The 20639-nt window shown below is 52.0% G+C and carries 29 protein-coding genes; 23 read left to right on the forward strand and 6 right to left on the reverse strand.

Annotated features, from left to right (window positions below; translation table 11 throughout):
- Positions 1 to 49 precede the first annotated feature (49 nt).
- The 14 genes from VF709_RS15265 to VF709_RS15330 all read left to right on the forward strand — a co-directional run bounded on the left by VF709_RS15265 (position 50) and on the right by VF709_RS15330 (position 7533).
- Positions 50 to 283 carry a DUF905 domain-containing protein gene (locus VF709_RS15265; protein ID WP_262772063.1) on the forward strand — a complete coding sequence of 78 codons (234 nt, stop codon included), beginning with the start codon at positions 50 to 52 and terminating at the stop codon, positions 281 to 283.
- A gap of 193 nt (positions 284 to 476) precedes the next feature.
- The gene (locus VF709_RS15270) at positions 477 to 1298 is read left to right on the forward strand and encodes a DUF932 domain-containing protein (protein WP_335265852.1); all 822 of its coding nucleotides are present in this window, start codon (positions 477 to 479) and stop codon (positions 1296 to 1298) included.
- An 81-nt stretch (positions 1299 to 1379) separates the two neighbouring features.
- A complete protein-coding gene (locus VF709_RS15275; RefSeq protein ID WP_335265853.1) occupies positions 1380 to 1859 on the forward strand; it encodes an antirestriction protein in 480 nt (159 codons plus the stop codon).
- Between the two features lie 11 nt (positions 1860 to 1870).
- Entirely contained in the window at positions 1871 to 2350 is a 480-nt protein-coding gene (gene radC, locus VF709_RS15280; protein WP_335265854.1) for a RadC family protein, read from the forward strand.
- 14 nt (positions 2351 to 2364) lie between these two features.
- The gene (locus VF709_RS15285) at positions 2365 to 2586 is read left to right on the forward strand and encodes a DUF987 domain-containing protein (protein ID WP_335265855.1); all 222 of its coding nucleotides are present in this window, start codon (positions 2365 to 2367) and stop codon (positions 2584 to 2586) included.
- 23 nt (positions 2587 to 2609) lie between these two features.
- The gene (locus tag VF709_RS15290; protein WP_440231870.1) at positions 2610 to 2978 is read left to right on the forward strand and encodes a type IV toxin-antitoxin system YeeU family antitoxin; all 369 of its coding nucleotides are present in this window, start codon (positions 2610 to 2612) and stop codon (positions 2976 to 2978) included.
- Positions 2979 to 2983: 5 nt separating this feature from the next.
- A complete protein-coding gene (locus VF709_RS15295) occupies positions 2984 to 3214 on the forward strand; it encodes a hypothetical protein (RefSeq protein WP_335265857.1) in 231 nt (76 codons plus the stop codon).
- 58 nt (positions 3215 to 3272) lie between these two features.
- Positions 3273 to 3647, forward strand: a complete 375-nt coding sequence (locus VF709_RS15300; protein WP_335265858.1) for a TA system toxin CbtA family protein — start codon at positions 3273 to 3275, stop codon at positions 3645 to 3647.
- Between the two features lie 99 nt (positions 3648 to 3746).
- Positions 3747 to 4124 carry a TA system toxin CbtA family protein gene (locus tag VF709_RS15305; protein WP_335265860.1) on the forward strand — a complete coding sequence of 126 codons (378 nt, stop codon included), beginning with the start codon at positions 3747 to 3749 and terminating at the stop codon, positions 4122 to 4124.
- Positions 4121 to 4612 (forward strand): DUF5983 family protein, encoded by a 492-nt coding sequence (locus VF709_RS15310; RefSeq protein WP_335265862.1) that lies wholly within the window; start codon positions 4121 to 4123, stop codon positions 4610 to 4612. The genes VF709_RS15305 and VF709_RS15310 overlap by 4 nt, the downstream gene beginning before the upstream one ends.
- A gap of 29 nt (positions 4613 to 4641) precedes the next feature.
- A complete protein-coding gene (locus VF709_RS15315; RefSeq protein ID WP_440231871.1) occupies positions 4642 to 4845 on the forward strand; it encodes a hypothetical protein in 204 nt (67 codons plus the stop codon).
- An 80-nt stretch (positions 4846 to 4925) separates the two neighbouring features.
- Positions 4926 to 5768, forward strand: coding sequence for a DUF4942 domain-containing protein (locus VF709_RS15320; RefSeq protein ID WP_440231901.1), 843 nt, complete (start codon positions 4926 to 4928; stop codon positions 5766 to 5768).
- A gap of 869 nt (positions 5769 to 6637) precedes the next feature.
- Positions 6638 to 7180 (forward strand): hypothetical protein, encoded by a 543-nt coding sequence (locus VF709_RS15325; RefSeq protein WP_040021677.1) that lies wholly within the window; start codon positions 6638 to 6640, stop codon positions 7178 to 7180.
- Between the two features lie 2 nt (positions 7181 to 7182).
- Positions 7183 to 7533 (forward strand): putative T6SS immunity periplasmic lipoprotein, encoded by a 351-nt coding sequence (locus VF709_RS15330; protein WP_114519400.1) that lies wholly within the window; start codon positions 7183 to 7185, stop codon positions 7531 to 7533.
- Positions 7534 to 8058: 525 nt separating this feature from the next.
- Here VF709_RS15330 and VF709_RS15335 read toward each other — a convergent pair.
- Complete coding sequence (locus VF709_RS15335) at positions 8059 to 8871, reverse strand: LecA/PA-IL family lectin (protein WP_223232819.1); 813 nt, start codon at positions 8869 to 8871, stop codon at positions 8059 to 8061.
- 533 nt (positions 8872 to 9404) lie between these two features.
- On the opposite strand from VF709_RS15335, the gene VF709_RS15340 reads away from it, so the two are divergent.
- Both VF709_RS15340 and VF709_RS15345 read left to right on the forward strand, forming a co-directional pair.
- Complete coding sequence (locus VF709_RS15340) at positions 9405 to 10034, forward strand: helix-turn-helix domain-containing protein (RefSeq protein WP_013098589.1); 630 nt, start codon at positions 9405 to 9407, stop codon at positions 10032 to 10034.
- 93 nt (positions 10035 to 10127) lie between these two features.
- Positions 10128 to 10742 (forward strand): outer membrane beta-barrel protein, encoded by a 615-nt coding sequence (locus VF709_RS15345; RefSeq protein WP_013098588.1) that lies wholly within the window; start codon positions 10128 to 10130, stop codon positions 10740 to 10742.
- Positions 10743 to 10800: 58 nt separating this feature from the next.
- On the opposite strand, the gene VF709_RS15350 is transcribed toward VF709_RS15345, so the two are convergent.
- The gene (locus VF709_RS15350; protein WP_013098587.1) at positions 10801 to 11199 is read right to left on the reverse strand and encodes a hypothetical protein; all 399 of its coding nucleotides are present in this window, start codon (positions 11197 to 11199) and stop codon (positions 10801 to 10803) included.
- Positions 11200 to 11444: 245 nt separating this feature from the next.
- Between VF709_RS15350 and yjdI the strand changes: the two genes are divergently transcribed.
- Positions 11445 to 11675, forward strand: coding sequence for a 4Fe-4S mono-cluster protein YjdI (gene yjdI / locus VF709_RS15355; protein WP_013098586.1), 231 nt, complete (start codon positions 11445 to 11447; stop codon positions 11673 to 11675).
- Between the two features lie 10 nt (positions 11676 to 11685).
- Positions 11686 to 11958: a GNAT family N-acetyltransferase gene (locus tag VF709_RS15360; RefSeq protein WP_013098585.1), complete on the forward strand. Its 273-nt coding sequence runs from the start codon at positions 11686 to 11688 to the stop codon at positions 11956 to 11958.
- Positions 11959 to 11984: 26 nt separating this feature from the next.
- Here VF709_RS15360 and VF709_RS15365 read toward each other — a convergent pair whose 3' ends face one another.
- Positions 11985 to 12596: a LysE family translocator gene (locus VF709_RS15365; protein WP_020687110.1), complete on the reverse strand. Its 612-nt coding sequence runs from the start codon at positions 12594 to 12596 to the stop codon at positions 11985 to 11987.
- A gap of 114 nt (positions 12597 to 12710) precedes the next feature.
- Here VF709_RS15365 and VF709_RS15370 point away from each other — a divergent pair, with 114 nt between their 5' ends.
- Positions 12711 to 13163 carry an Lrp/AsnC family transcriptional regulator gene (locus tag VF709_RS15370; RefSeq protein ID WP_102751613.1) on the forward strand — a complete coding sequence of 151 codons (453 nt, stop codon included), beginning with the start codon at positions 12711 to 12713 and terminating at the stop codon, positions 13161 to 13163.
- A gap of 39 nt (positions 13164 to 13202) precedes the next feature.
- Here VF709_RS15370 and VF709_RS15375 read toward each other — a convergent pair whose 3' ends face one another.
- Both VF709_RS15375 and VF709_RS15380 read right to left on the reverse strand, forming a co-directional pair.
- Positions 13203 to 14432 carry an amino acid permease gene (locus VF709_RS15375; RefSeq protein WP_023620440.1) on the reverse strand — a complete coding sequence of 410 codons (1230 nt, stop codon included), beginning with the start codon at positions 14430 to 14432 and terminating at the stop codon, positions 13203 to 13205.
- A gap of 120 nt (positions 14433 to 14552) precedes the next feature.
- Positions 14553 to 15014 (reverse strand): multidrug/biocide efflux PACE transporter, encoded by a 462-nt coding sequence (locus VF709_RS15380; RefSeq protein ID WP_020687112.1) that lies wholly within the window; start codon positions 15012 to 15014, stop codon positions 14553 to 14555.
- 105 nt (positions 15015 to 15119) lie between these two features.
- Here VF709_RS15380 and VF709_RS15385 point away from each other — a divergent pair, with 105 nt between their 5' ends.
- The 3 genes from VF709_RS15385 to VF709_RS15395 all read left to right on the forward strand — a co-directional run bounded on the left by VF709_RS15385 (position 15120) and on the right by VF709_RS15395 (position 18185).
- Complete coding sequence (locus VF709_RS15385; protein WP_013098580.1) at positions 15120 to 15986, forward strand: LysR family transcriptional regulator; 867 nt, start codon at positions 15120 to 15122, stop codon at positions 15984 to 15986.
- A gap of 93 nt (positions 15987 to 16079) precedes the next feature.
- Positions 16080 to 17258, forward strand: coding sequence for an acetyl-CoA C-acetyltransferase (locus VF709_RS15390; RefSeq protein ID WP_023620438.1), 1179 nt, complete (start codon positions 16080 to 16082; stop codon positions 17256 to 17258).
- 243 nt (positions 17259 to 17501) lie between these two features.
- Positions 17502 to 18185 carry a porin gene (locus VF709_RS15395; RefSeq protein ID WP_020687115.1) on the forward strand — a complete coding sequence of 228 codons (684 nt, stop codon included), beginning with the start codon at positions 17502 to 17504 and terminating at the stop codon, positions 18183 to 18185.
- Between the two features lie 107 nt (positions 18186 to 18292).
- On the opposite strand, the gene VF709_RS15400 is transcribed toward VF709_RS15395, so the two are convergent.
- Positions 18293 to 19468 (reverse strand): oligogalacturonate lyase family protein, encoded by a 1176-nt coding sequence (locus VF709_RS15400; protein WP_149896970.1) that lies wholly within the window; start codon positions 19466 to 19468, stop codon positions 18293 to 18295.
- Positions 19469 to 19768: 300 nt separating this feature from the next.
- Here VF709_RS15400 and kduI point away from each other — a divergent pair, with 300 nt between their 5' ends.
- Positions 19769 to 20605: a 5-dehydro-4-deoxy-D-glucuronate isomerase gene (kduI, locus tag VF709_RS15405; protein WP_149896969.1), complete on the forward strand. Its 837-nt coding sequence runs from the start codon at positions 19769 to 19771 to the stop codon at positions 20603 to 20605.
- The last annotated feature ends 34 nt before the right edge of the window (positions 20606 to 20639 follow it).

Raw genomic sequence — 20639 nt, forward strand, 5'->3', positions numbered from 1 at the left:
TCACTGAGCGGGGCGTTTGTTTTTGTGCCAGGTATCAGAGGAATTCACCATGCAGGACACTGACAATACGCCGTTACCACCCGGTCCATTCCCCCGTGAACAGGCGGAGGCCGTGGTGGCGCTTTACCGCAATATCGCCATTGAAGACGACCAGGGTACGCACTTTCGGCTGGTCATTCGCGACAGCGAGGGGCAGTTGATCTGGCGGGCGTGGAATTTTGAAGCCAGTGCCGGGGAATGGCTTAACCGCTACATCGCCAGCCAGGGAGTCAGAAAGGGGTAAAAAAATGCCGGTACGGAGGTCACCGGCGGCGATATGACACACAGCTTGCCCCGATCTGAGGCCGGGTGCGTCGCAATATAAAGCATCTGCAGCCAACCCGCGACAGAAATCATCAATACCACACGAACAGAACAACGGCGTCCGGGCTTACTGCCCGTGGCGCTTTTTTTATGCCATTTACAAGGGATCCACTATGCGATTAGCAAGCCGCTTCGGGCGAACAAACCAGATACGCCGTGACCGCCCGTTAACCCGCGAAGAACTGATGCAGGTCGTTCCCAGCGTCTTTGGGGAAGACAAGCACGTGTCACGCTCAGACCGCTATGCTTACATCCCCACCATCACTCTGCTGGAGAACCTGCAACGAGAAGGATTCCAGCCGTTCTTTGCCTGCCAGTCACGCGTTCGCGACCAGGATCGCCGGGAACACACCAAACACCTTCTGCGTCTTCGTCGGGCGGGTCAGATAAACGGTCAGCAGGTGCCTGAAATCATTATTTTAAACAGCCACGATGGCGCGTCGAGTTTTCAGTTACTTCCAGGAATATTCCGAAGCGTATGCACAAATTCGCTCGTCTGCGGACAGTCGTTTGGCGAAATCAGAGTGCCGCACCGGGGCGATATCGTCGGGAAAGTGATTGAAGGTGCGTATGAAGTCCTCGGCGTCTTTGACCGGGTGGAAGAGAAGCGCGACGCCATGCAGTCACTGTTGTTACCCCCACCAGCACAACACGCCCTGGCCGAAGCGGCGCTGACATACCGTTTTGGCGAAGAACACCAGCCAGTCACGGCATCGCAGATACTGACGCCCCGACGGTATGAAGATCGCAAGGATGACCTGTGGACGACCTACCAGAGGCTTCAGGAAAACCTGCTGAAAGGCGGTCTGCCCGGACATACCGCGAAGGGCAAACGCAGCCACACCCGTGCCATTAACGGCATCGACGGCGACGTAAAGTTAAACCGCGCGTTATGGGTGATGGCCGAGAACATGATGGATTTACTCGGCAAATAACCATCCGCACCCCGTCAACAGAATCCATCGCCCGCCCCCTTCATCACCCTTCAACCCATTCATGCACAAGGAAAAATTAAAATGACTGACATTATTAACCTTAACGACACTCTCCCGTTACAACCACAATCTGCCGGTGCCAGCTCTGCACCAGCACTGACCGCCACGCTCGTACCTGATGAGCAGCGCATCGACTTCTGGCCGCAGCACTTCGGCAACATACCGCAGTGGATCATCCTTGAACCGACGGTTTTCGCATGGATGGACCGCTTCTGCGCAGACTACAGTGGTGGCATCTGGCATTTTTACACACTGAGTAACGGCGGTGCGTTTATGGCACCGGAGGCGGAGAACAATGAGCTCTGGTCGCTGTTCAACAGTATGAACGGCAATGGCGGTGAACTCAGTGCCGAAGCCGCCGGGATTGCAGTCTGTCTGATAGCATACAGCCACCACGCCATGCGCACCGAATGCGATGCGATGACGGAACACTATTACCGCCTGCGGGACTACGCGCTCAATCACCCGGAATGTAACGCCATCATGCACATCATCGACTGAGGGATGCCGCAATAGAACAACAGTTACCGCTGTTTGCCACCGCATTACCGGCATCGGCACAGCAGACCATCCGGGAAGCGTTAACTCTGCTGGAATGCCAGTTACGCGAACCCGGCGCGTCGTTTACCTCCAGCCATGCCGTCCGGGACTGGATGCGTCTGCAGCTCGCAGCACTGGAGCGGGAAGAGTTTACCGTCCTCTTCCTCGATAACCAGCATCGCCTGATAGCCCACGAAACGCTCTTCCGGGGCACCATCAACAGTATGGCCGTGTACCCCCGTGAGGTCGTAAAGGCCGGTCTGAAACACAACGCGGCAGCCGCTGTGCTCGCTCACAATCACCCGTCAGGTTATGCCGAACCCAGCAGTGCCGACAGGCAGATGACAACGCGTCTGCAACAGGCGCTGGAGCTGGTTGATATCCGCCTGCTGGATCACCTGGTCGTCGGCGGTATGGAGATCGTCTCGTTTTCTGAGAGAGGCTGGCTTTAAGGAGAGAAATAGCGATGAAAATCATCAGTAAACGTCAGGCGATGGCGATATACCGCCAGCATCCGCAGTCCCGGCTGTTTCGCTTCTGCAGGGGTAAATACCAGTGGTCCGGCAGTATCTGCCACTATGCCGGTCGGGAGGTGCAGGATATCAGCGGTGTGCTGGCGGTGTTTGCAGAGCGCCGTCAGGACCGTGATGGCCCGTATGTCGTATTACGCAGCGTCACGCTGAATTAACACAAGTTTAAGGAAGATTAAAAATGTCGAATAAAATACCGACAGTAAACCACGATATTACAGAGCCCTGGTGGGGGCTTAAACGCTGTATCACTCCCTGTTTTGGTGCTCGCCTGGTGCAGGAGGGCAACAGGCTGCATTATCTGGCTGACCGCGCCAGCATCACCGGCACCTTCAGTGACGCGGATTTACGCCATCTCGACCAGGCGTTTCCTTTGTTGCTTAAACAGCTTGAGCTGAAGCTGACCCTCGGTGAACTTGACCCCCGCCGCCCGCACGGCGTCACGCTTTACGCGAAAGGGCTGACATGCGACGCCGACAGCCTCGGCTCGCATGGATACGTGTACATGGCGATTTACCCGACGCCACCTGAAGCACAACCTGGAGGCTAATAGTCATGCCACACGCCTGTAAAATCAGCGAGGTCATTGAACTGTTGCAACAGCATCAACACGATGATTTCGTATTATGTTCGCTCTGGTACGAAGACGATGTGCGCAACGTGGATGCATCTGCCACAGATGAAGAAGCTCGGGCGGCATTACGCCATGCCGCCCGACACCACGACGCGGAACAGGGCATTAACTGGGGCACGCTGGCAGCCGCGCTGGATACCATCCGTCAGTGACGTACCGCGTTAAATCCTTCCGCCATTAACTCCTTTCTTTATTCACAGAGATCCAACGATGAGAATTTATCCTGTCTCCGCAAAACGGGCCGCTGAGATTGAGCGGTTAACCCATAAATCACCGATTTACGTGTGGCAGCGCCTCCTGACATATCTGCTGGAGCGTCACTACGGTCTTACCCTCAACGACACGCCATTTGGCGATGACGATGCCATTCAGGAATGCATTGACGCCGGTGATTCGCTGGTTGACGCCCTTAACGAGGTCGTTGAAGACTGCGGCCTGGAGCGCACTGATAACCGGGGAAAATCACTCCTGTTCGTCTCGCCACTGCTCACGCCAGCAGATATCCGGAATGCCCAAAACGCGATGGGTCTGGAAGGCAGCAACAACACCCTGATTATCAGCGGACAGTCGTCAGCCAGAAGCTGACTCCCCGCCATCACACCGTCGTCTGGTGCAGGCGATACCACCAGCGGCAGTCCCCATTGTCGTAACGGCTGGCGCAACCTTATTAATGGAGTAAACCCAATGCAAACTCAGGCACTATCCTCAACGCGGGAGGCTTATCCGCGTCCGTCACCCGTGGAGATCTGGCAGCGCCTCCTGAGCCACCTGCTGGATCGTCACTATGGCCTGACGCTGAACGACACGCCGTTTGGCAACGACGGCGTGATCCAGGACCACATCAACGCCGGGATCTCACTGTGCGACGCGGTGAACTTTATCGTGGAGAAATACGACCTGGTGCGAACTGACCGTCGCGGCTTCAGTGCGGAAGAGCAGTCACCGCTTATCAGCAGTATCGATATTCTTCGCGCACGTAAGGCTACCGGGCTGATGACCCGCAGCGGGTATAAAGCCGTCACCGACATCACCAGCGGCAAATACAGCGGGGAGGTCCAGTGAAGCTGTCCGTTAACGTGGAAGCCGACGCCATCAACGTTCTGGCCCTCAACATGGGCCGGATCGTCGTTGATATTGATGGCATTGAATTATCTGAATTGATCGCCGCAGTAAACCAGAATGGCTGCACGCTGCGGATCGCAGATGAACCGGGTAAGGCAATCGTTGAATCACCACTGCCCCCCTGTACGTCATTACCGGGGATCTGCTGCAGCACCGCGCACATCACGGTGGAAGACAACTCGCTGCTGTATGCACTGTCACATCAGGATCTGGATTTTGGCGAGTCTGAATGGATCCATTATTCGGGCTCCGGCTATCTGCTTCGACTGGAGGCGTGGTCGTTTCCGGTATTGCGGTTAAAACGTCTCGGACTGTCAAAAGCCTGCCGCCGGTTAGTCGTGACGCTTATGTGTCGCTACGCCGTTGGTATTATTCATCTGGATGCCTTTGGTGAACTGCTACCCGACTTTGCCACTTTTGACTGGTAACCCAGCCTCAATCACCACAAGGCGTCCCCATGCCAGAATTAACCACTGAATCCGCTCTCAACATTCTGACTGGCTGGCTGCAGGACAATATCAATTGCGGTACGGAGATCATCTTCGACAACGACGAAGACAACACCGACTCAGCAACACTGTTGCCCTGGATTGAACAGGCATTACAGGACGTTCGCGACCTCCGCCGTCTGCAGCTTTTGCAACATGCCAGAAATGATTAGGCACCGAACCGTACTCACCACACAAGCATAAGCGCCAGCCCTCACCGGCTGGCGCTTTGCTTTTTATAAGGAAAGAAATGATGTCAGACCTTACTCTCACCGAACCCGAGGTTTTCACCGGCCACACCGACGTGATTTGTTCCACCAGCATTGAACGCATCGTCACCGGACGTAATGCCGCGCTGGCACAGATTGAAACGTTGATACAGCAGCTTGACGATATTTCGACGTTGACCCGCAGCATCGGCGGTAAAACCGCGCTGGACTGGGCCATGAAGCAGGATTTCCGCTGTGGTTGCTGGCTGATGGAAAAAAGAGAAGCGGCGATGAAAGCTATTACCCGCAATCTCGATCGCGGGATATGGCGGGATTTGATGCAACGCTCTGGAATGTTTAGCCTGATGGATGCTGCTGCTCGTGAGCAGTGGTACAACAGTCTGGAAAAGGAAGATATTCCGGCGGTCTGTGAAGCGAATATCCTGAGCACGTTTGAGCAACTGCATCTGAATAAAGGAGAGGTATTTGAGCGCGGAGTTATAAATGTGTTCAAAGGACTGAGCTGGGACTTTAAAACGAACTCGCCCTGCAAGTTTGGCGGAAAAATCATCGTGACGGGACTGGTCAAATGTGACCGGTGGGGATTTGGTCTTAACTGGGGCTGGCAGCGTGACCGACTGGCAGACCTTGAACGCATGCTGATGCTTCTGGATGGAAAACCTGTTCCTGACAACCGCGCTGACGTTACCCGTCGTCTGGGCGACCATATCCATGAAAACCGGCACAGCAATCGTTACGAGGACGAGATGTTTGCGATCAAATACTTTCAGAAGGGAACAGCCCATATCACCTTTAAGAGGCCAGAGCTGGTTGATAAACTGAATGACATCATCGTCCGGCACTATCCGGGGGCACTACCATCCTAAACTTGATGTAGAATAAGAAGGTCGGTAGTTGGCTTCCTGATTTGGTCATCCAACTTGTGTGGTTTGCCGCTGAAATGAAGCGAAGCGAATTTTGTATAACAATGTGTATAGGGTTTGTTTTGTTGTTTTTTAACGTATTGAAATTGTTTGGATTATTTAGCTATATTCTATTCCCTTCGCCCGCTCCAGATCTCTCCCCTTGTGGAAAATCCTTAAAAACCTTCTCTGTCAGCACGTTAAATAGTTACCTATTTAAGTTGCCTGTTGGGTCTACCGTTGTGAGCCGCCTTTGGTCACTGTCACGCTACGTTACATGGTGAGATGGCAGTTTAACTCAGCGTTGGCGGTAGTTGCATCGTCACACCGCGCTAGTAAAACGTGAAGAAAAAGCCCATTCAGACATCGTTATGTCATCGACAGATTGATCACATGCATTAAAGCCTGAAGTGCGGCCTTATGAGCTACGTAAACAGGTTTATGGTGATAACTGTACCTACAAACGACATGTAGGCTCTATCTGGGTTTCGCTCACGCTCCTAACGGTTAACGAGCACCTTGATAATGTGTGATCCCACTGACAGTCTGAATAAGTCGCTCCGCTTGTTGCTGTCCACTAACGGGGCTTTATGGTTGCTATTGTCCAAAATCTATTGGCTACTCATTTTATGTACTCTTGATAACGTGCGATTAATCCTAACCACTCAAGGGCGAGCATGGCTATCGGGGACAGACAGATTCAAGTTGAATCACCTGAGGAAAAGTTTGAGCGCTTGCACCGTCACTGCATTTGATGAATGGCTGATGCTCGTGTATAGACTATTTCGACTCATGATTTTACGATGTAGATAAATCATACAAGGAGGGGGTTTATGAGCGCACAGGCAGAAGAAGGAACATTACGCCGGATGACGTTAGGCGAGATAGCAATGGCTCGTAGGGTGTTCGGTGATTCGATAGTGTATAGCCGTGTCTGGATTCATTGCGACAGTTATTTACCATTCGGACTACAAAAACAAAATTACGCGATGACTCCAAACGGGGAGTTATGGTACAGAAAGTCGATGTACAGGGCAGACTTTTCAGCAAACTCGGTTTTCATAGAAGATAAATATGTTTTCATCCATGAACTGGGGCATGTCTGGCAACACCAACACGGGCAATGGGTGAGAATGCGGGGAGCTTTTAGCTGGGCTGCTGAATATACCTACAGGCTGGATAAAAAAAAGCTCACTGATTACTCTCTTGAACAGCAAGCCTCGATTTTAGCTGATTACTGGTTACTGCTGGTTTATGGGATCAGTAAGTGGTCTTACTATCAGAGACCAGGGCGCATGGGGATGTACAGGGGCGTAGATTTGTTGCAGGATGTACCTTCGCTTTACCAGAAAATCGTAACAGGGAAGGGGCGTTAAACATGAAGAACAAAATGTTGTTGGGTGTTGTATTCATCTTGACGGGATGCCCTGGGCCTGGTGATCGAATGGTAGATCGTGAATCTACAACGGCATTTATTAAAGATAATCAAGTTTGTGTGGTGTCACCACTGGAGCCGCAGGAACGGATTACTGCTATTCAAATCAACAGTGATACAAGCGACTCTCTTCATAAGATTTTCGATGACAAGCCTGTTTATGTTCCGAAGGGTGAGTGTCTTCCTGTTTTCGGATTTAAGTTTACACCTGCGAAGCGGTATAACTTCGCGTATGATGTCCAATCTGATAAGTCAGAATCACATTTAGTCACTGCCGAACTTTCTTATCCTTAAGAATAGGGGGCAGACTGCCCCCTTATATTCATTTCAACGCACGTACGTGATCAAGCAACCGTTTAATGCACGTATATCTTTCTTAGATTGGTTGATGGACTGACCCCATTCCCGTAGACAATTCCTGACCTCACGATATTCAGTGCCCTCTGGTCGGCTCGCTTGTATGCCGATGAGCGAAGCTTACAGACAGCCGTCCGGCCTGTAATCTCGCCTCGCGCCAACCTTAATTAACCAGACAGGTCTTGTATCGTTTAGCGATATATCCGCCGTACAATAACCGTGCCCACTGGTGTTTATTTGGCATGAAGTGAGTATGTTACTTCCGCTCAGGTACGTTAATCGAGACGCGTCTTGTTTCAAATCGCTGCCGATACTGAGAGGATATGCAACATAACAAAGAGTAATGCCGTGTGTTTATTACCTGTTGGTGAAGCGCATATGTTGAACATGTGCGCTACACAATTTTGAACATCAAACTGCCATCCAGCATTCTCGCTAAATAGCAGTCCGACTTTTTTGACGTTAACCCTTTATTTTCAGTTCCTTGATGCGGAAATCATTTCCCATACTGGCTGACACATGGCTGACTACCGCGAGTTCAGCCTGACTGCCCGTGGCTTTGAATTTTCCACTCAGGGTTACCCATTCATTTGCCTGCTTCACTTCCAGAGGGGCGGTAATGTCTTTGCCATCAGCACGCAGCGAAACCTTTGGCGCTTCATATTTTCCTATGATGCGCGCAATTTTCACCGTCCAGGTATATTCATGCCCGGCAGTCAGACCTGTCAGCGTCTTTTTGAGGATCTCACCGGCATGGTTTTTATTAGGTCTGGTAATAAACTCGACGGCACGGGTGTTGGCGTCAACCAGGTAAAGATCGTGCCCGGCAGGTCCGGCCTGCCAGTTATTCCAGTTATCGCGCTCAAAGTTGGTTAAATCTTCAAACGGAGCTGCCGCCGCGGCGGAAATATCTGCCTCGCGATACACTTCAACGCTGAATTCACCGGCGTTGTCTTTGTACTGGTCTTTGCCATCGGCAAAAAACAGCGTCAACATCCCTTCAGCTGGAACCGACCAGCGGTATTTATGATTACCAACCGGATAATTTTCGTTACCAAGGCGTGCCTGAAGCGAAGGATTGCGTAACGTTAGCGTTTCACCCTCTCTGGGAATACGCCCCTGTGGTGCGGTAAGCGCAAAATTTTCACTTCCATTCCTGGCCCAACCACTGGCCAGAATAGTAATTATCTCTCCCGCTTTGAGGGCAACTCCTGTATTTGTCCCTTCGGCATTTTTTGCGTCAACTTTTCCTGACCAGATTAAATTTTCGCTCATGTCTGACTCCTGTGACAGCGTGGCGAAGAATTTCGCCATTGAAAGATAGTCCTTACTAAATGCGTGATTTTAGTCGCTCAGTTCTGCTAACTGACTGATAATTAGAGTAAATAATATCCTGAGAAGCACAGACTTCTCATCATCATTACCCGGTTGTTATCGGCAGGAATGAGAATAGTCAGGTGGTATATACAATTCAAAACGCTAAAAGCTTTATTAAGGGTTGCGATTTTGTAATCAATTAAAAATAATAAAATAATTATCGCTGAATTAGGAATAATCTTAAGTAATAAGAGGGTGAGTGCAGGGATTTTTAATCGTTTATTCTCCCCATTGTTTACGTTGATAATCATGTAAGCACTTCAGGAAATCGGGCATACTTATCACGTGTCACGCGGGTAAAGTTCAAAAATAAACAAATTATCTTTTTACGTATGCCATACCCTCTGATATACCTTCATTCCCTCATACCAGTCTGAGTGATGGCCGCTGTGGTCTATACTGGCCATTATCGAATACCCAAAGGTGGTGTCATGCATATATTGCCTCCTGTTCGCCCTGAACATTCCATTGAACGTCTGACGGCGGTACTTGAACCCATTGCGGAAAAAGTGAAGCTCGCGCCGCGCAAGCGGATTACCTGGAAACATAAAGGCCGCCAGCAAATGTATCTTTTTCAGGAAGGAGAGCTTTCTTTGTTGCGGGCATCTGACGGGTTGCTGTTAGTCAGCGTTTTTGAGCCACATCTGTTCGGCATTGCTGAAATGATCCAGCCGACTCAAGGACATATACTACGCGCAGAACGGGAATCTCTGATTTTGCGTGCTGATGCAGATGAAGCCGCCGCGCGATTTCGTGAACAGGGCGTCTGGGAGGATGTGGCAGCCTTGCTGTCGTACCATACGGCCTATCTCATTTATCGTGATGCCCAGGTTGTGCAGCAGCGCACCTATTCCGTGATTCGCAGCTATCTGCAGGAGATGATATTACTGCCCGATGAGGTGCGTATGCGAACAACTATTCTGGAATATATTCAGGATCGTACGCTTCTTTCCCGCAGCAGTATTCTCAATGTATTATCTGCACTTAAGCAAGGTAAATATATCGCGTTCAAACGTGGCGGATATTTACTGGAGGTAGGGCATTTGCCAGAGTCATTTTAAAATTTAAAAATAAACAGAAAATGATTTCGCGATCGTCGTGTTTGTCGATATCGTTTGCTCACTGAAATATTCAACAGAGTAAACGGGATTTCTATGAAAAAGACACTTGTTGCATTAATTCTGGCTAACGCTTTTACCGCAACGTCTGCATTTGCAGCGGCAGATACAGGCACCTGGTATAGCGGTGCTAAATTCGGCTGGTCACACTATTTTGACGCCAACACCGGCTCGAAAGCGAGCGATAATAATAATGGCTCGAACCAGTATAATATCGATCATGATAATGTCGGTGGTGGGGTATACGCGGGTTATCAGATGACTCCGTGGCTGGCACTGGAAGGCGGGTACGATTATTTAGGCAATATGCAGATTAAAGGCAAACATAGCGCGGGGGCACAAATGAAAAGCCAGGGGCTACAGATGTCCTTAAAAGCCAGCTATGCCGTGACCGACAGCTGGGATATCTATGGTCGTGCCGGAGCGATGGCCTATCGTGCTGAATCTGATGTAAGTGGTCACAATCGTTTTGAAACAGGCGTTCGCCCGCTTGCCGCAGTCGGGACGGAGTATGCGTTTAACAAAAATTTAGCGGGCCGTCTGGAATATCAATGGGTAAGCAACGTGGGTAATGCCAACCAGATTGGCGTCAGCAGCGACGTAAGCTCTGTGACTGCAGGTCTGACATGGCGATTTGGACAGCACGATTAATCTTTGCCATCCTTTCCGTTACAAAAGCCCGACTGTTCAGCAGTTGGGCTTTTGGCATTTAACCGGTGACTAAAGGTTGAAGGACAATGTTAATCTTTTGCAGTCCCGTGACGTTTTTATCTTTCAGGTACTGCTGATTAACCATTTCCAGCTGCTCAAGTTTAGTCAGCGAGGCGAAGACCGGCTGAACAGGGCTATCTTCGGTAAAAATATCTTTCGCGGTAGTCTGTTGTAAATAATCTGATTTCAACTGCGCTGTTAAACGGTCGATCTGAACTTTATTTTCCTGATACAGCGCAGCGATATGCGATGCCGGAATTTCTGGCGGTTTTTCTCCGGGTAAAACTAATGGGATCTGCAGATGATGGATTTGTTCAACCTTATCAGGCGCAGAAGCGCTGCAGGCGGTTAATAAACTGAGGCTGAGCAGAGTCAGTAATAATGACCGTTTCTTCATGGGGTACTCGTGTTAAATAAGCAGAGCGGACATTATCGTAAACAACCGATACATCTTCAGATTAAACTTGTTTAATTTTAAATATCCCGGCGGGAATAATCAGCCAGGCTGACGCAGCCACCCCGTCTGCGTCAGTCATGCACGCAGGGGAAACAATCCGGCAAGAAAACGCTATACGTTATAGCCATCAGGATCCCGTAAGGCTATGCTTCATTCAGCACGATAATAATTACAGAGGCAATGTCATGGATAAAGAACTACTGGATGCGGGTTACCGGGCCTATACCGGGGAGAAAATTGACGTCTACTTCAATACCGGGATCTGCAAACACTCCGGTAACTGCGTTCGCGGCAGCGCAAAGCTGTTTAATCTGAAACGTAAACCGTGGATCATTCCTGATGAAGTGGACGTGGAAACCGTTGTACGCGTGATTGATACCTGCCCGAGCGGTGCGCTGCAGTATCGCCAAAAATAAGCGAGGAACCATGGATATTCTGGAAGGCCATAACAAGTTTTATGTGAACGATGCGAACGGCAATCAGGTTGCAGAGATTGTCTTCGTACCCACAGGTGAGCATCTGAGCATTATTGAGCACACCGATGTCGATCCGAGCCTGAAGGGGCAAGGGGTTGGTAAGCAGCTGGTGGCGAAGGTGGTGGAGAAAATGCGCGGTGAGAATCGCAAAATTATCCCGCTGTGCCCGTTTGCAAAGCATGAGTTTGATAACACGCGGGAATATGACGATATTCGGGCGTAAAACACACCGGCGATGGCCGGTGTTTTTTATCTCACCTGCTCCAGCAGCAATCCCAGCGCGATCGCCACCATAATCCCCCCTGAGGCCATGCTCACCGCACGTGCCGCCTGCGGACGGGTCGCCAGCACTGCTTTCGAACCATACCCCACCAGCAAATAGACCAGTGTGCAGGTGATAAGATGCATCACACCCAGGGCTGACATCTGCGTGGCAATCGACCAGCTTCCCTTTGGATCGGTAAACTGCGGAAGCAACGCCAGAAACAGTAAGAAGACTTTTGGGTTGAGCCCGCTGATACATAATCCCTTCACCGCCCACTGTTTCCAGTTTCCTGCATGCTGCACGGTGCTTTCCGGCGCAGCAGGATGGCGTAACAGCGTGATGCCGAGCCACAGCAGATAAACCGCCCCCGCAATTGTCAGCCCTGATAATGCCAGTGGATGTTGAGCAATCAACACACCCACGCCCGCCACTACGACCAGCGTGGCGAGCAGATGCCCGGACATCAGCCCCATCACAGCCGGCACTACGCGCCGCCCGTTGATCCCGGCGCTGATCGCATAGGCCCAGTCTGCACCCGGTGTCATGATGAGCAGGAAGGACACCACCCAAAAACCGGCCACAATACTCATTTCCATCGTCTGTGAAACTCCTGTACCTGAATTACCCGGAGAGAAAGAATATCGGTATCGGTACGAAATGAGTTTTCAATGTTATGCTCATAAAACGCTAAAATTGAGAAAATCTTCCATATGGATAGCATTGATCGAAAAATTCTTGCTGAACTGCAGGCTGATGGCCGTTTATCTCTTACGGAGCTGGCGGAGCGGGTGAACCTGAGTCTCTCTCCGTGTCACCGACGCGTACGTGCGCTGGAGCAGAGCGGAGCCATTACGGGGTATCGCGCCAATCTCGATCCCGCCAAAATGGGGTTTAATTTCCTGGCGATTGTGTTTGCCACCCTGAAAGAGGGTGATAAGAAAGCGGTCAGCGCGTTCGAAGAGGCGGTGGAAGAGATCCCGCAAATCGTGCTGGCCCAGCGATTATTTGGTGATCCCGACTACCTGATGCATGTTGTCTCCCGCGATCTGTCGGCTTTTCAGAAACTGTATGACGAGAAACTTTCTGCCATGCCAGGCGTACAGCATCTTCGCTCTACGCTGGTGATGAAAACGGTCGTGCAGGACAGACCGTTTCCACTGTAAAAATCAGACGCGCCCGGCAGAAGGCCGGGCACGCGAGGGTTAACCGACAAACATCACCGACACGCACAGCACGCCAACAATCAGCGTGAGCAGGCTGCCAATGGAGCGATACGGCTTCAGGGCGGGGATCAGGTAGGTCGACAGCGTCGGCATGATAAACAGGATCATGGCGATAAGCGGACCGCTGATGGCGTAAATCATCGAAATGGCGTTCGGGTTAATGCAGCAGACCGCAAAGGTGATCAGCGACACGCCCAGAATAGAAATCGCACGGTTAAAGGCGCGGCTCTTCTTCACGCCGACCTGATTCAGCGACGACTTCACGATTTCCGTCGCCCCTTCAATCACCCCAAAATAGGTGCCCAGGAACGATTTCGACATGGCAATAATCGCCACAATAATGCCGGAAATGCCGAGCCAGGCCGGAGAAGAGGGCATCATCGACAGCGCTGACAGGATCGTCACCCCTTGCTCTTTTGCGGTCACAATATAGGACGGAGGAATCGAGAGCAGGCAGCTGAACACAAAGAACAGCACGCTCAGGCAGATGATCAGATACGCCACCTTCATGATTTTCTTGCATTTGTCCATGGCTGCGTCACCGAACTTCTCGCGGCGATCGACGGCAAAGGTGGAGATAATCGGCGTATGGCTAAACGCGAACACCATCACCGGGATTGAGATCCACACCTGATGCAAAGTGTGGCGATCAAACGCCATCTGGCTGGTGAGCAGTGAGGGTTGCCAGCTGCCGGTCAGGTACAGGGAGACAAACAGGAAATAGGCGATCAGCGGAAACACCAGGAAGCCCATCACTTTGATCGTGATATGTCGCCCCATCAGGAAGATAAGATTCAATACCAGTACCACGCCAAAACTGACCAGCACGCGAGTGGCGGTATCCACCGTCATCCTTTTTGCCAGTTGCTCGGTTAATGAATTGGTGATGGCCACGGCGTAAATCTGCACCACCACGAAGAAGGCGATGAAATAGAGCGTGGTGATCAGATTCCCGATTTTCCTGCCGTAGTAGTGGGAGACCGCGCCGGTGATCCCTTCATTGCCTTTCGTTTTTGACGACAGGATAAATTGCGCCAGCGCTTTATGCGGCCAGTAGGTTAATGGGTAGGCCACAAGGGCGGTAATGAACAGGACAATAGCGCCTGCGGAGCCCAGCTGGATGGGCAAGAACAGCGTTCCTGCGCCCACGGCCGTGCCATAGAGAGCGAAACTCCACAGAGTCTCATCTTTTGACCAAATTTTCGACATTAGAGCAACGTATCAACTAGCAAACCATTCAGAATGGAGTGCAATTTACCATAGTTATGCGTTGAGAGCGCAGTTGCTTCGACGGAGTTTGGCCGGACCAGTCGTCCGGCCAGAGGGGAGTTAGCCCGCCAGGGCGCGTCGCTGCTGACGGCGCTTCAGGAATTTCTCACGTAACGTGTCATACGCCCAGTTGTAGAACATGGTGTAGGGCAGGAAGAACAAGAAGAAACCTATTTCCAGCGTGAATGCCTGTAGCAGCGTGACGCCCAGAACCGCGGCGACAATCGACACGCCAATCACGATAAACCCACATTCGAACCCCAGGGCATGCAGCGCGCGGACTTTTGCCGTGCGTTTTACACGCTGGACAGGCCAGAAACGGTCGAAACCGAAGTTATAGATAATGTTCCAGAGCATGGCCGTAGTGGCGAGGATAATGGTCAACCCACCCATCTCCACCACGGAACGCTGCATCAGCCACGCTGCCGTTGGGGCGAGGATCGCCGTGGCAATCCCCTCAAAGCAGACCGCGTGGAAGATCCGCTCCGGCAGTTTACGTTGGAGTGCATCCTGATGTTGCATAGCTTTCGACCTCGTTAATTCGCCGGTATGGGCGTTGATGGCGCCTATTTTTATCGCTAAAGGTGATATATTAAAGATGGTATCCATCGATAAAGTAGATAGGTTATGCGCTACTCACCTGAAGCCCTTACCGCGTTTGTTGAAACCGTGGCAGCGGGCTCTTTCTCTGCTGCCGCACGGCGGCTGCGTAAAAGCCAGTCAACAATCAGCACCTCGATTGCCAATCTTGAAGCTGACCTCGGTTTTGATCTGTTCGACCGTTCGGCGCGCCAGCCGGTGTTAACCGCTCAGGGAGAGCAGGTGCTGGGCTATGTCCAGGCGATCCTCGCCGCCAGCACGCGGCTGGACGAACTGGCGGTATCGTTGACCGCGCAAACGGAGGCGCGCCTGACGTTTGTCCTCTCTGATACGCTTAACCCGGACGTGCTGGAAGATCTGATGAACCAGTTTGACCAGCGTTTTCCCCATACGGAATTTGAGTGCCTGATTGGCGAGGAAGAGGACGTCATCGATCTGCTGCAAAAGGAGAGGGCGCAGGTTGGCCTGACGGAGGCGCGTGACGCTTACCCGACCGATATCGGCGTCACCCGGCTGCCGATGCAAACCCGGATGGCGATTTATGTCGCGACCACGCATCCTCTGGCCGGGCAACATGAAGTGCAGGCCGATGAGCTGCACGGCTGGCGGGAACTGCGGCTCAGCACCTACCTTGAGCGCGAGGCAACGCTCGCCCGGGGGCCGGTCTGGTCGGCACCGAATTACCTGTTACTGCTGAGTATGGCGGTGCAGGGATTTGGCTGGTGCGTGTTGCCGTGTGCGCTGGTGGAAGAATTTGCCGCCGCGAAATCGCTGGTGCAGTTGAATGTCCCTGGCTGGCCTCGCGCGATCGGTATTGATTTGCTATGGAATAAACGATCCCCTCCCGGCGTCGCCGGAAGCTGGCTGCGGCAGTATCTGCAGGACGCACGCTGATCCTTGTGATTAAACTCACTATTTTTAAACAATTAAGATAAATGCCAGTAACAATCCTCTACTATCGTCATGTCCTTTAACGCAGAGGTGGTGATGAAAGATGTCGTTATAGTGGGTGCGTTGCGTACAGCTATCGGCTGTTTTCAGGGAGCGCTGGCGCGTCACTCGGCTGTTGAACTGGGTAGCGTGGTGGTGAAAGCGCTGGTGGAGCGCAGCGGGATCCCGGCACATGAAGTCGATGAGGTGATCCTCGGACAGGTCCTGACGGCCGGCGCCGGGCAAAACCCTGCCCGTCAGGCGGCGCTAAAAGGCGGCCTGCCCAACACCGTCTCGGCAATCACCATCAACGACGTCTGTGGCTCAGGGTTAAAGGCGCTGCATCTTGCCACGCAGGCCATCCAGTGTGGCGAAGCGGATGTGGTCATTGCCGGTGGGCAGGAGAACATGAGCCGCGCGCCGCATGTCCTCACCGACAGCCGCACCGGCGCGCAGCTGGGTAACAGCCAGCTGCTCGACAGCCTGGTGCATGACGGGCTGTGGGACGCGTTTAATGATTATCATATGGGCGTGACGGCGGAAAACCTGGCGCGTGAGTACGGTATAAGCCGTGAGCTGCAGGATGCTTACGCGTTGAGCTCGCAGCAGAAAGCGCGTGCCGCGATTGATTCCGGGCGTTTTCGCGATGAAATTGTCCCGGTGTGCACCCAGCGTCAGAACGGTCAGACGATTGTCGTCGACACCGATGAGCAGCCGCGAACCGATGCCAGCGCAGAAGGGCTGGCCATGCTCAATCCTGCTTTTGAAACGCAAGGGTCGGTCACGGCGGGAAATGCCTCTTCGATTAACGACGGTGCGGCAGCGGTGATGATGATGAGCGAAAGCAAAGCGCAGGAACTGGATCTCCCCGTGCTGGCCCGGATTAAGGCGTTTGCCAGCGTGGGGGTTGATCCGGCATTAATGGGGATCGCGCCGGTGTATGCGACCCGCCGCTGCCTGGATCGCGCGGGCTGGCAGCTTTCCGATGTGGATCTGATTGAAGTCAACGAGGCCTTTGCCGCGCAGGCGATCTCAGTGGGCAAAATGCTGGAGTGGGATCCGCTGCGGGTGAATGTCAACGGCGGTGCGATTGCGCTCGGTCATCCCATCGGTGCTTCCGGCTGCCGCATTCTGGTATCGCTGGTTCACGAGATGAAAAAGCGTAACGCCCGTAAAGGCATTGCCACGCTCTGTATCGGCGGTGGGCAAGGAGTAGCGCTGGCTATCGAACGTTAATCCCTTCCTTCATAAAAAAACCTCCCGATGGGAGGTTTTTTTATGCGCGTTATTCCTGCCTGACGTGATCTCCCTCCATTAATTTCGCCTAAATCCCACTTGTTTGTTGACGTGTATCACGCCGATTTGTACCGAAAAAAATGAAACAAATAATTACGATCTTGCTCACTAAAATAGCATTTATTAAAAAATAAACTGCCATTTCATAAAAATGAAACGTTATTTTAATTGAGGGTTTTTGTCATGTTTAACAAATCTCTGGTTGTAGCTTCTCTTATTGGTACTTCTTTCGCCGCGCAGGCGGTGACCGTCGATCTGCGTCATGAATACATCGACAACGGCGCAAATGCAGACCGTGTTTCAGTCTCGCATCGCTTTGCGAATGGCGTCGGTTTTTCTGTAGAAGCGAAATGGAAATCGGGTGGCGATAAGGCCGACCAGCCGTTTGCGGATGTGGTGGGTAACGGTCATGAAGATCAAATTAGCTGGCGCTGGAAAGCGACAGAGAATATTGCGCTGACTCCCGCGTTCACGCTTGAGAGTAACGACAGTCGTACCATTTATAAACCGAACCTGCACCTGCAATACAGTTTCGATAATGGCTTTTACGTGGCCGCGCGTTACCGTTATGAATATACCCGTTATCCGTCGAGCTCTAATAAAGACGATGACAAAGTTAACCGTGGTGATGCCTGGGTCGGCTGGGTCATGGGAGACTGGCGTACCGAACTGAATTATGTTTATGCAAAAAGTACGGAAGGGATGGTCCGTAATAATAATAAAGATTATTCCACCGAATATAACGCGAAGCTGGCGTATAAATGGGATAAAAACTGGGCGCCGTATGTTGAGGTGGGTAACGTGGGTGTGAAAGAGAGCGATGAACGTCAGACCCGCTTCCGTTTAGGCGTGGCGTATTCCTTCTGATATTTCCCTCCAGGCCCGGTGAGCGCAGCGTCACCGGGCAAAACGTTCAGAGCAAAAAAAGCCCTCCGTAAGGAGGGCAAGGCCAGTTACAGAAACACATTTTTAAATCATGCAGACAACATATCCGGTTGCGCGGGGAGTTTCGCAATATAGAGGGCAGGTTTACCGTCTTTATCGGAACTGAATAGCACCGCTTTCTCGTCCGGTGTAAAGGAGGGATGCGGATGGGTGACCTGGCGGCTATTTTCTACCGTCGCCCAGGAGGTGTCATGACGAGCGATGCGATAGTAGCGCTTTTTGGCCACGTCAAAGGCGTAGAGATAGGGATCGTTATCGATGGTGTAACCGTGGGTGTCTTTCACATCCACCGGTGTGCCGGAACCGTCGCCTACCAGTAACGTGCCGTCGAAATTACTCATCAAATGTGAACAGGATGGCATCTGCATTATCGTCTCATTTACGCCGGTTTGTGGATTGAAGCGGCAGATGGAACGACCCTGCTGGCCTTTCAGATACGAGACGTATACCAGCGCGGAGCCATCCGGGACCCAGAATTCGTGGGTACAGCTTTCACCTTGTGCATGCGTTTTGACTTTACGTATGTCGGTGCCATCTTCGTTGACCAGCCACATCCGGGCATCGACCAGATCGTGTGGTCCCTCGTGACAAAACGCCACCGTATGGTCATCAAACGGACGATAGATAGGATGCCCCAGCCACTTCTTCTCTTCATGAATGATTGAGCTCTCGCCGGTTTTCAGATCCACGCGCAGCAGCCGGCAGTGTGGCCCTTTATGGAAGAAGTCGTGGAAAATTTGCCAGTCGTTCAGCGGCGTCCAGTCGCGTTTCGCAATTTCAATGCCCACAAGGCTGGTGCAGTCGCTGTTCGCCACCCAGGTGCCGTAACCGACCCAGTCATCCGGGACGCGGTACACTTCACGCTCTGCCCGTGTCTCAAGATCCACCTCCAGAAGCGTGCGATCGTTCTTCACATAGTAGAAGGCGCGATCGTCCGGGGAGAGAAATCCGCCAAAGGTGTTATCGCCTGCGCCCTCCGTCAGCTGTACGGCTTCGGCGTTCTGCAGATCCAGCAGGTAATAGTTCCAGTGACCATCGAACGCTCCGGCGAACAGCAGATGACTGCCGTCATTAAAGAAGCACTTCTGGTAAAAGTAGTTGCGATGACAGGTTACTTCAGGCGGGGTCAGACGTGTGACTTCGACGCCTGTATCCGGATCCCGGCCGATCTCGTAGTTCAGCTTGACCCGCATACCTTTAGCCATAATGCGCTCCTTTCGGCAATAAAAAATAAGATTAAAAAGTAGGTATTAAATTATCAAAACACTGTTTTATTTAGTGTGACTTATCGCGCAGTTTGTCAGTTTGAGGGAGATGAAGCGGCGAATCCTGACGCTTCCGTGATCGGAACACGATTTCTGGTATAAAGAACCACAAAAAATGAAACGATGTTTTAAATGTAATTGAAAACCCCATTATGGGCGTTTACACTGTGCTTATCCTTAAAACGGAACGTCGTTTCGTTAATTTTCTGCCTTCGGGCACGATCCATTCTGGAGGTTATCGTGGACGTCAGACAAAGCATCCACAGCGCGCACGCCAAAACCCTCGACACGCAGGGGCTGCGCAATGAATTTTTAGTTGAGCAGGTGTTCGAAGCCGATCGCTACACCATGGTCTACAGCCACATTGACCGCATTATTGTGGGTGGAATTATGCCGGTGACCAAAACTGTCTCCGTGGGTGGGGAAGTGGGTAAGCAGCTCGGCGTGAGCTATTTCCTGGAACGGCGTGAACTGGGCGTGATTAACATTGGCGGGCCGGGCACCATTACGGTTGACGGCCAGTGCTACGAAATTGGTCACCGCGACGCGCTGTATGTCGGCAAGGGCGCGAAAGAGGTGGTTTTTGCCAGCGTCGACGGCAGCACGCCAGCGAAGTTTTACTACAACTGCGCCCCGGCTCACACCACCTGTCCTACCAAAAAAGTTACCCCGGCAGACGTAGCCCCGGTGACGCTGGGCGATAACCTCACCAGCAACCGTCGCACCATCAACAAATACTTCGTTCCGGATGTGCTGGAGACCTGCCAGCTCAGCATGGGGCTGACCGAGCTTGCGCCGGGCAACCTGTGGAACACCATGCCGTGCCATACCCACGAGCGCCGTATGGAGGTCTATTTCTACTTCAACATGGATGAGGATGCCTGCGTATTCCACATGATGGGTCAACCGCAGGAAACACGCCATATCGTGATGCATAACGAGCAGGCGGTTATCTCTCCGAGCTGGTCAATTCACTCCGGTGTTGGGACGAAGGCGTATACCTTCATCTGGGGAATGGTCGGTGAAAACCAGGTCTTTGATGACATGGACCACGTCGCGGTAAAAGATCTGCGCTAGTCGCGGGCAGTTAAGCATAAATCTGCCTGTTGCT

The sequence above is a fragment of the Enterobacter sp. Lyrl_3 genome, assembly GCF_051948675.1.
In the GTDB taxonomy this organism is placed as follows: Bacteria; Pseudomonadota; Gammaproteobacteria; order Enterobacterales; family Enterobacteriaceae; genus Enterobacter; species Enterobacter cloacae.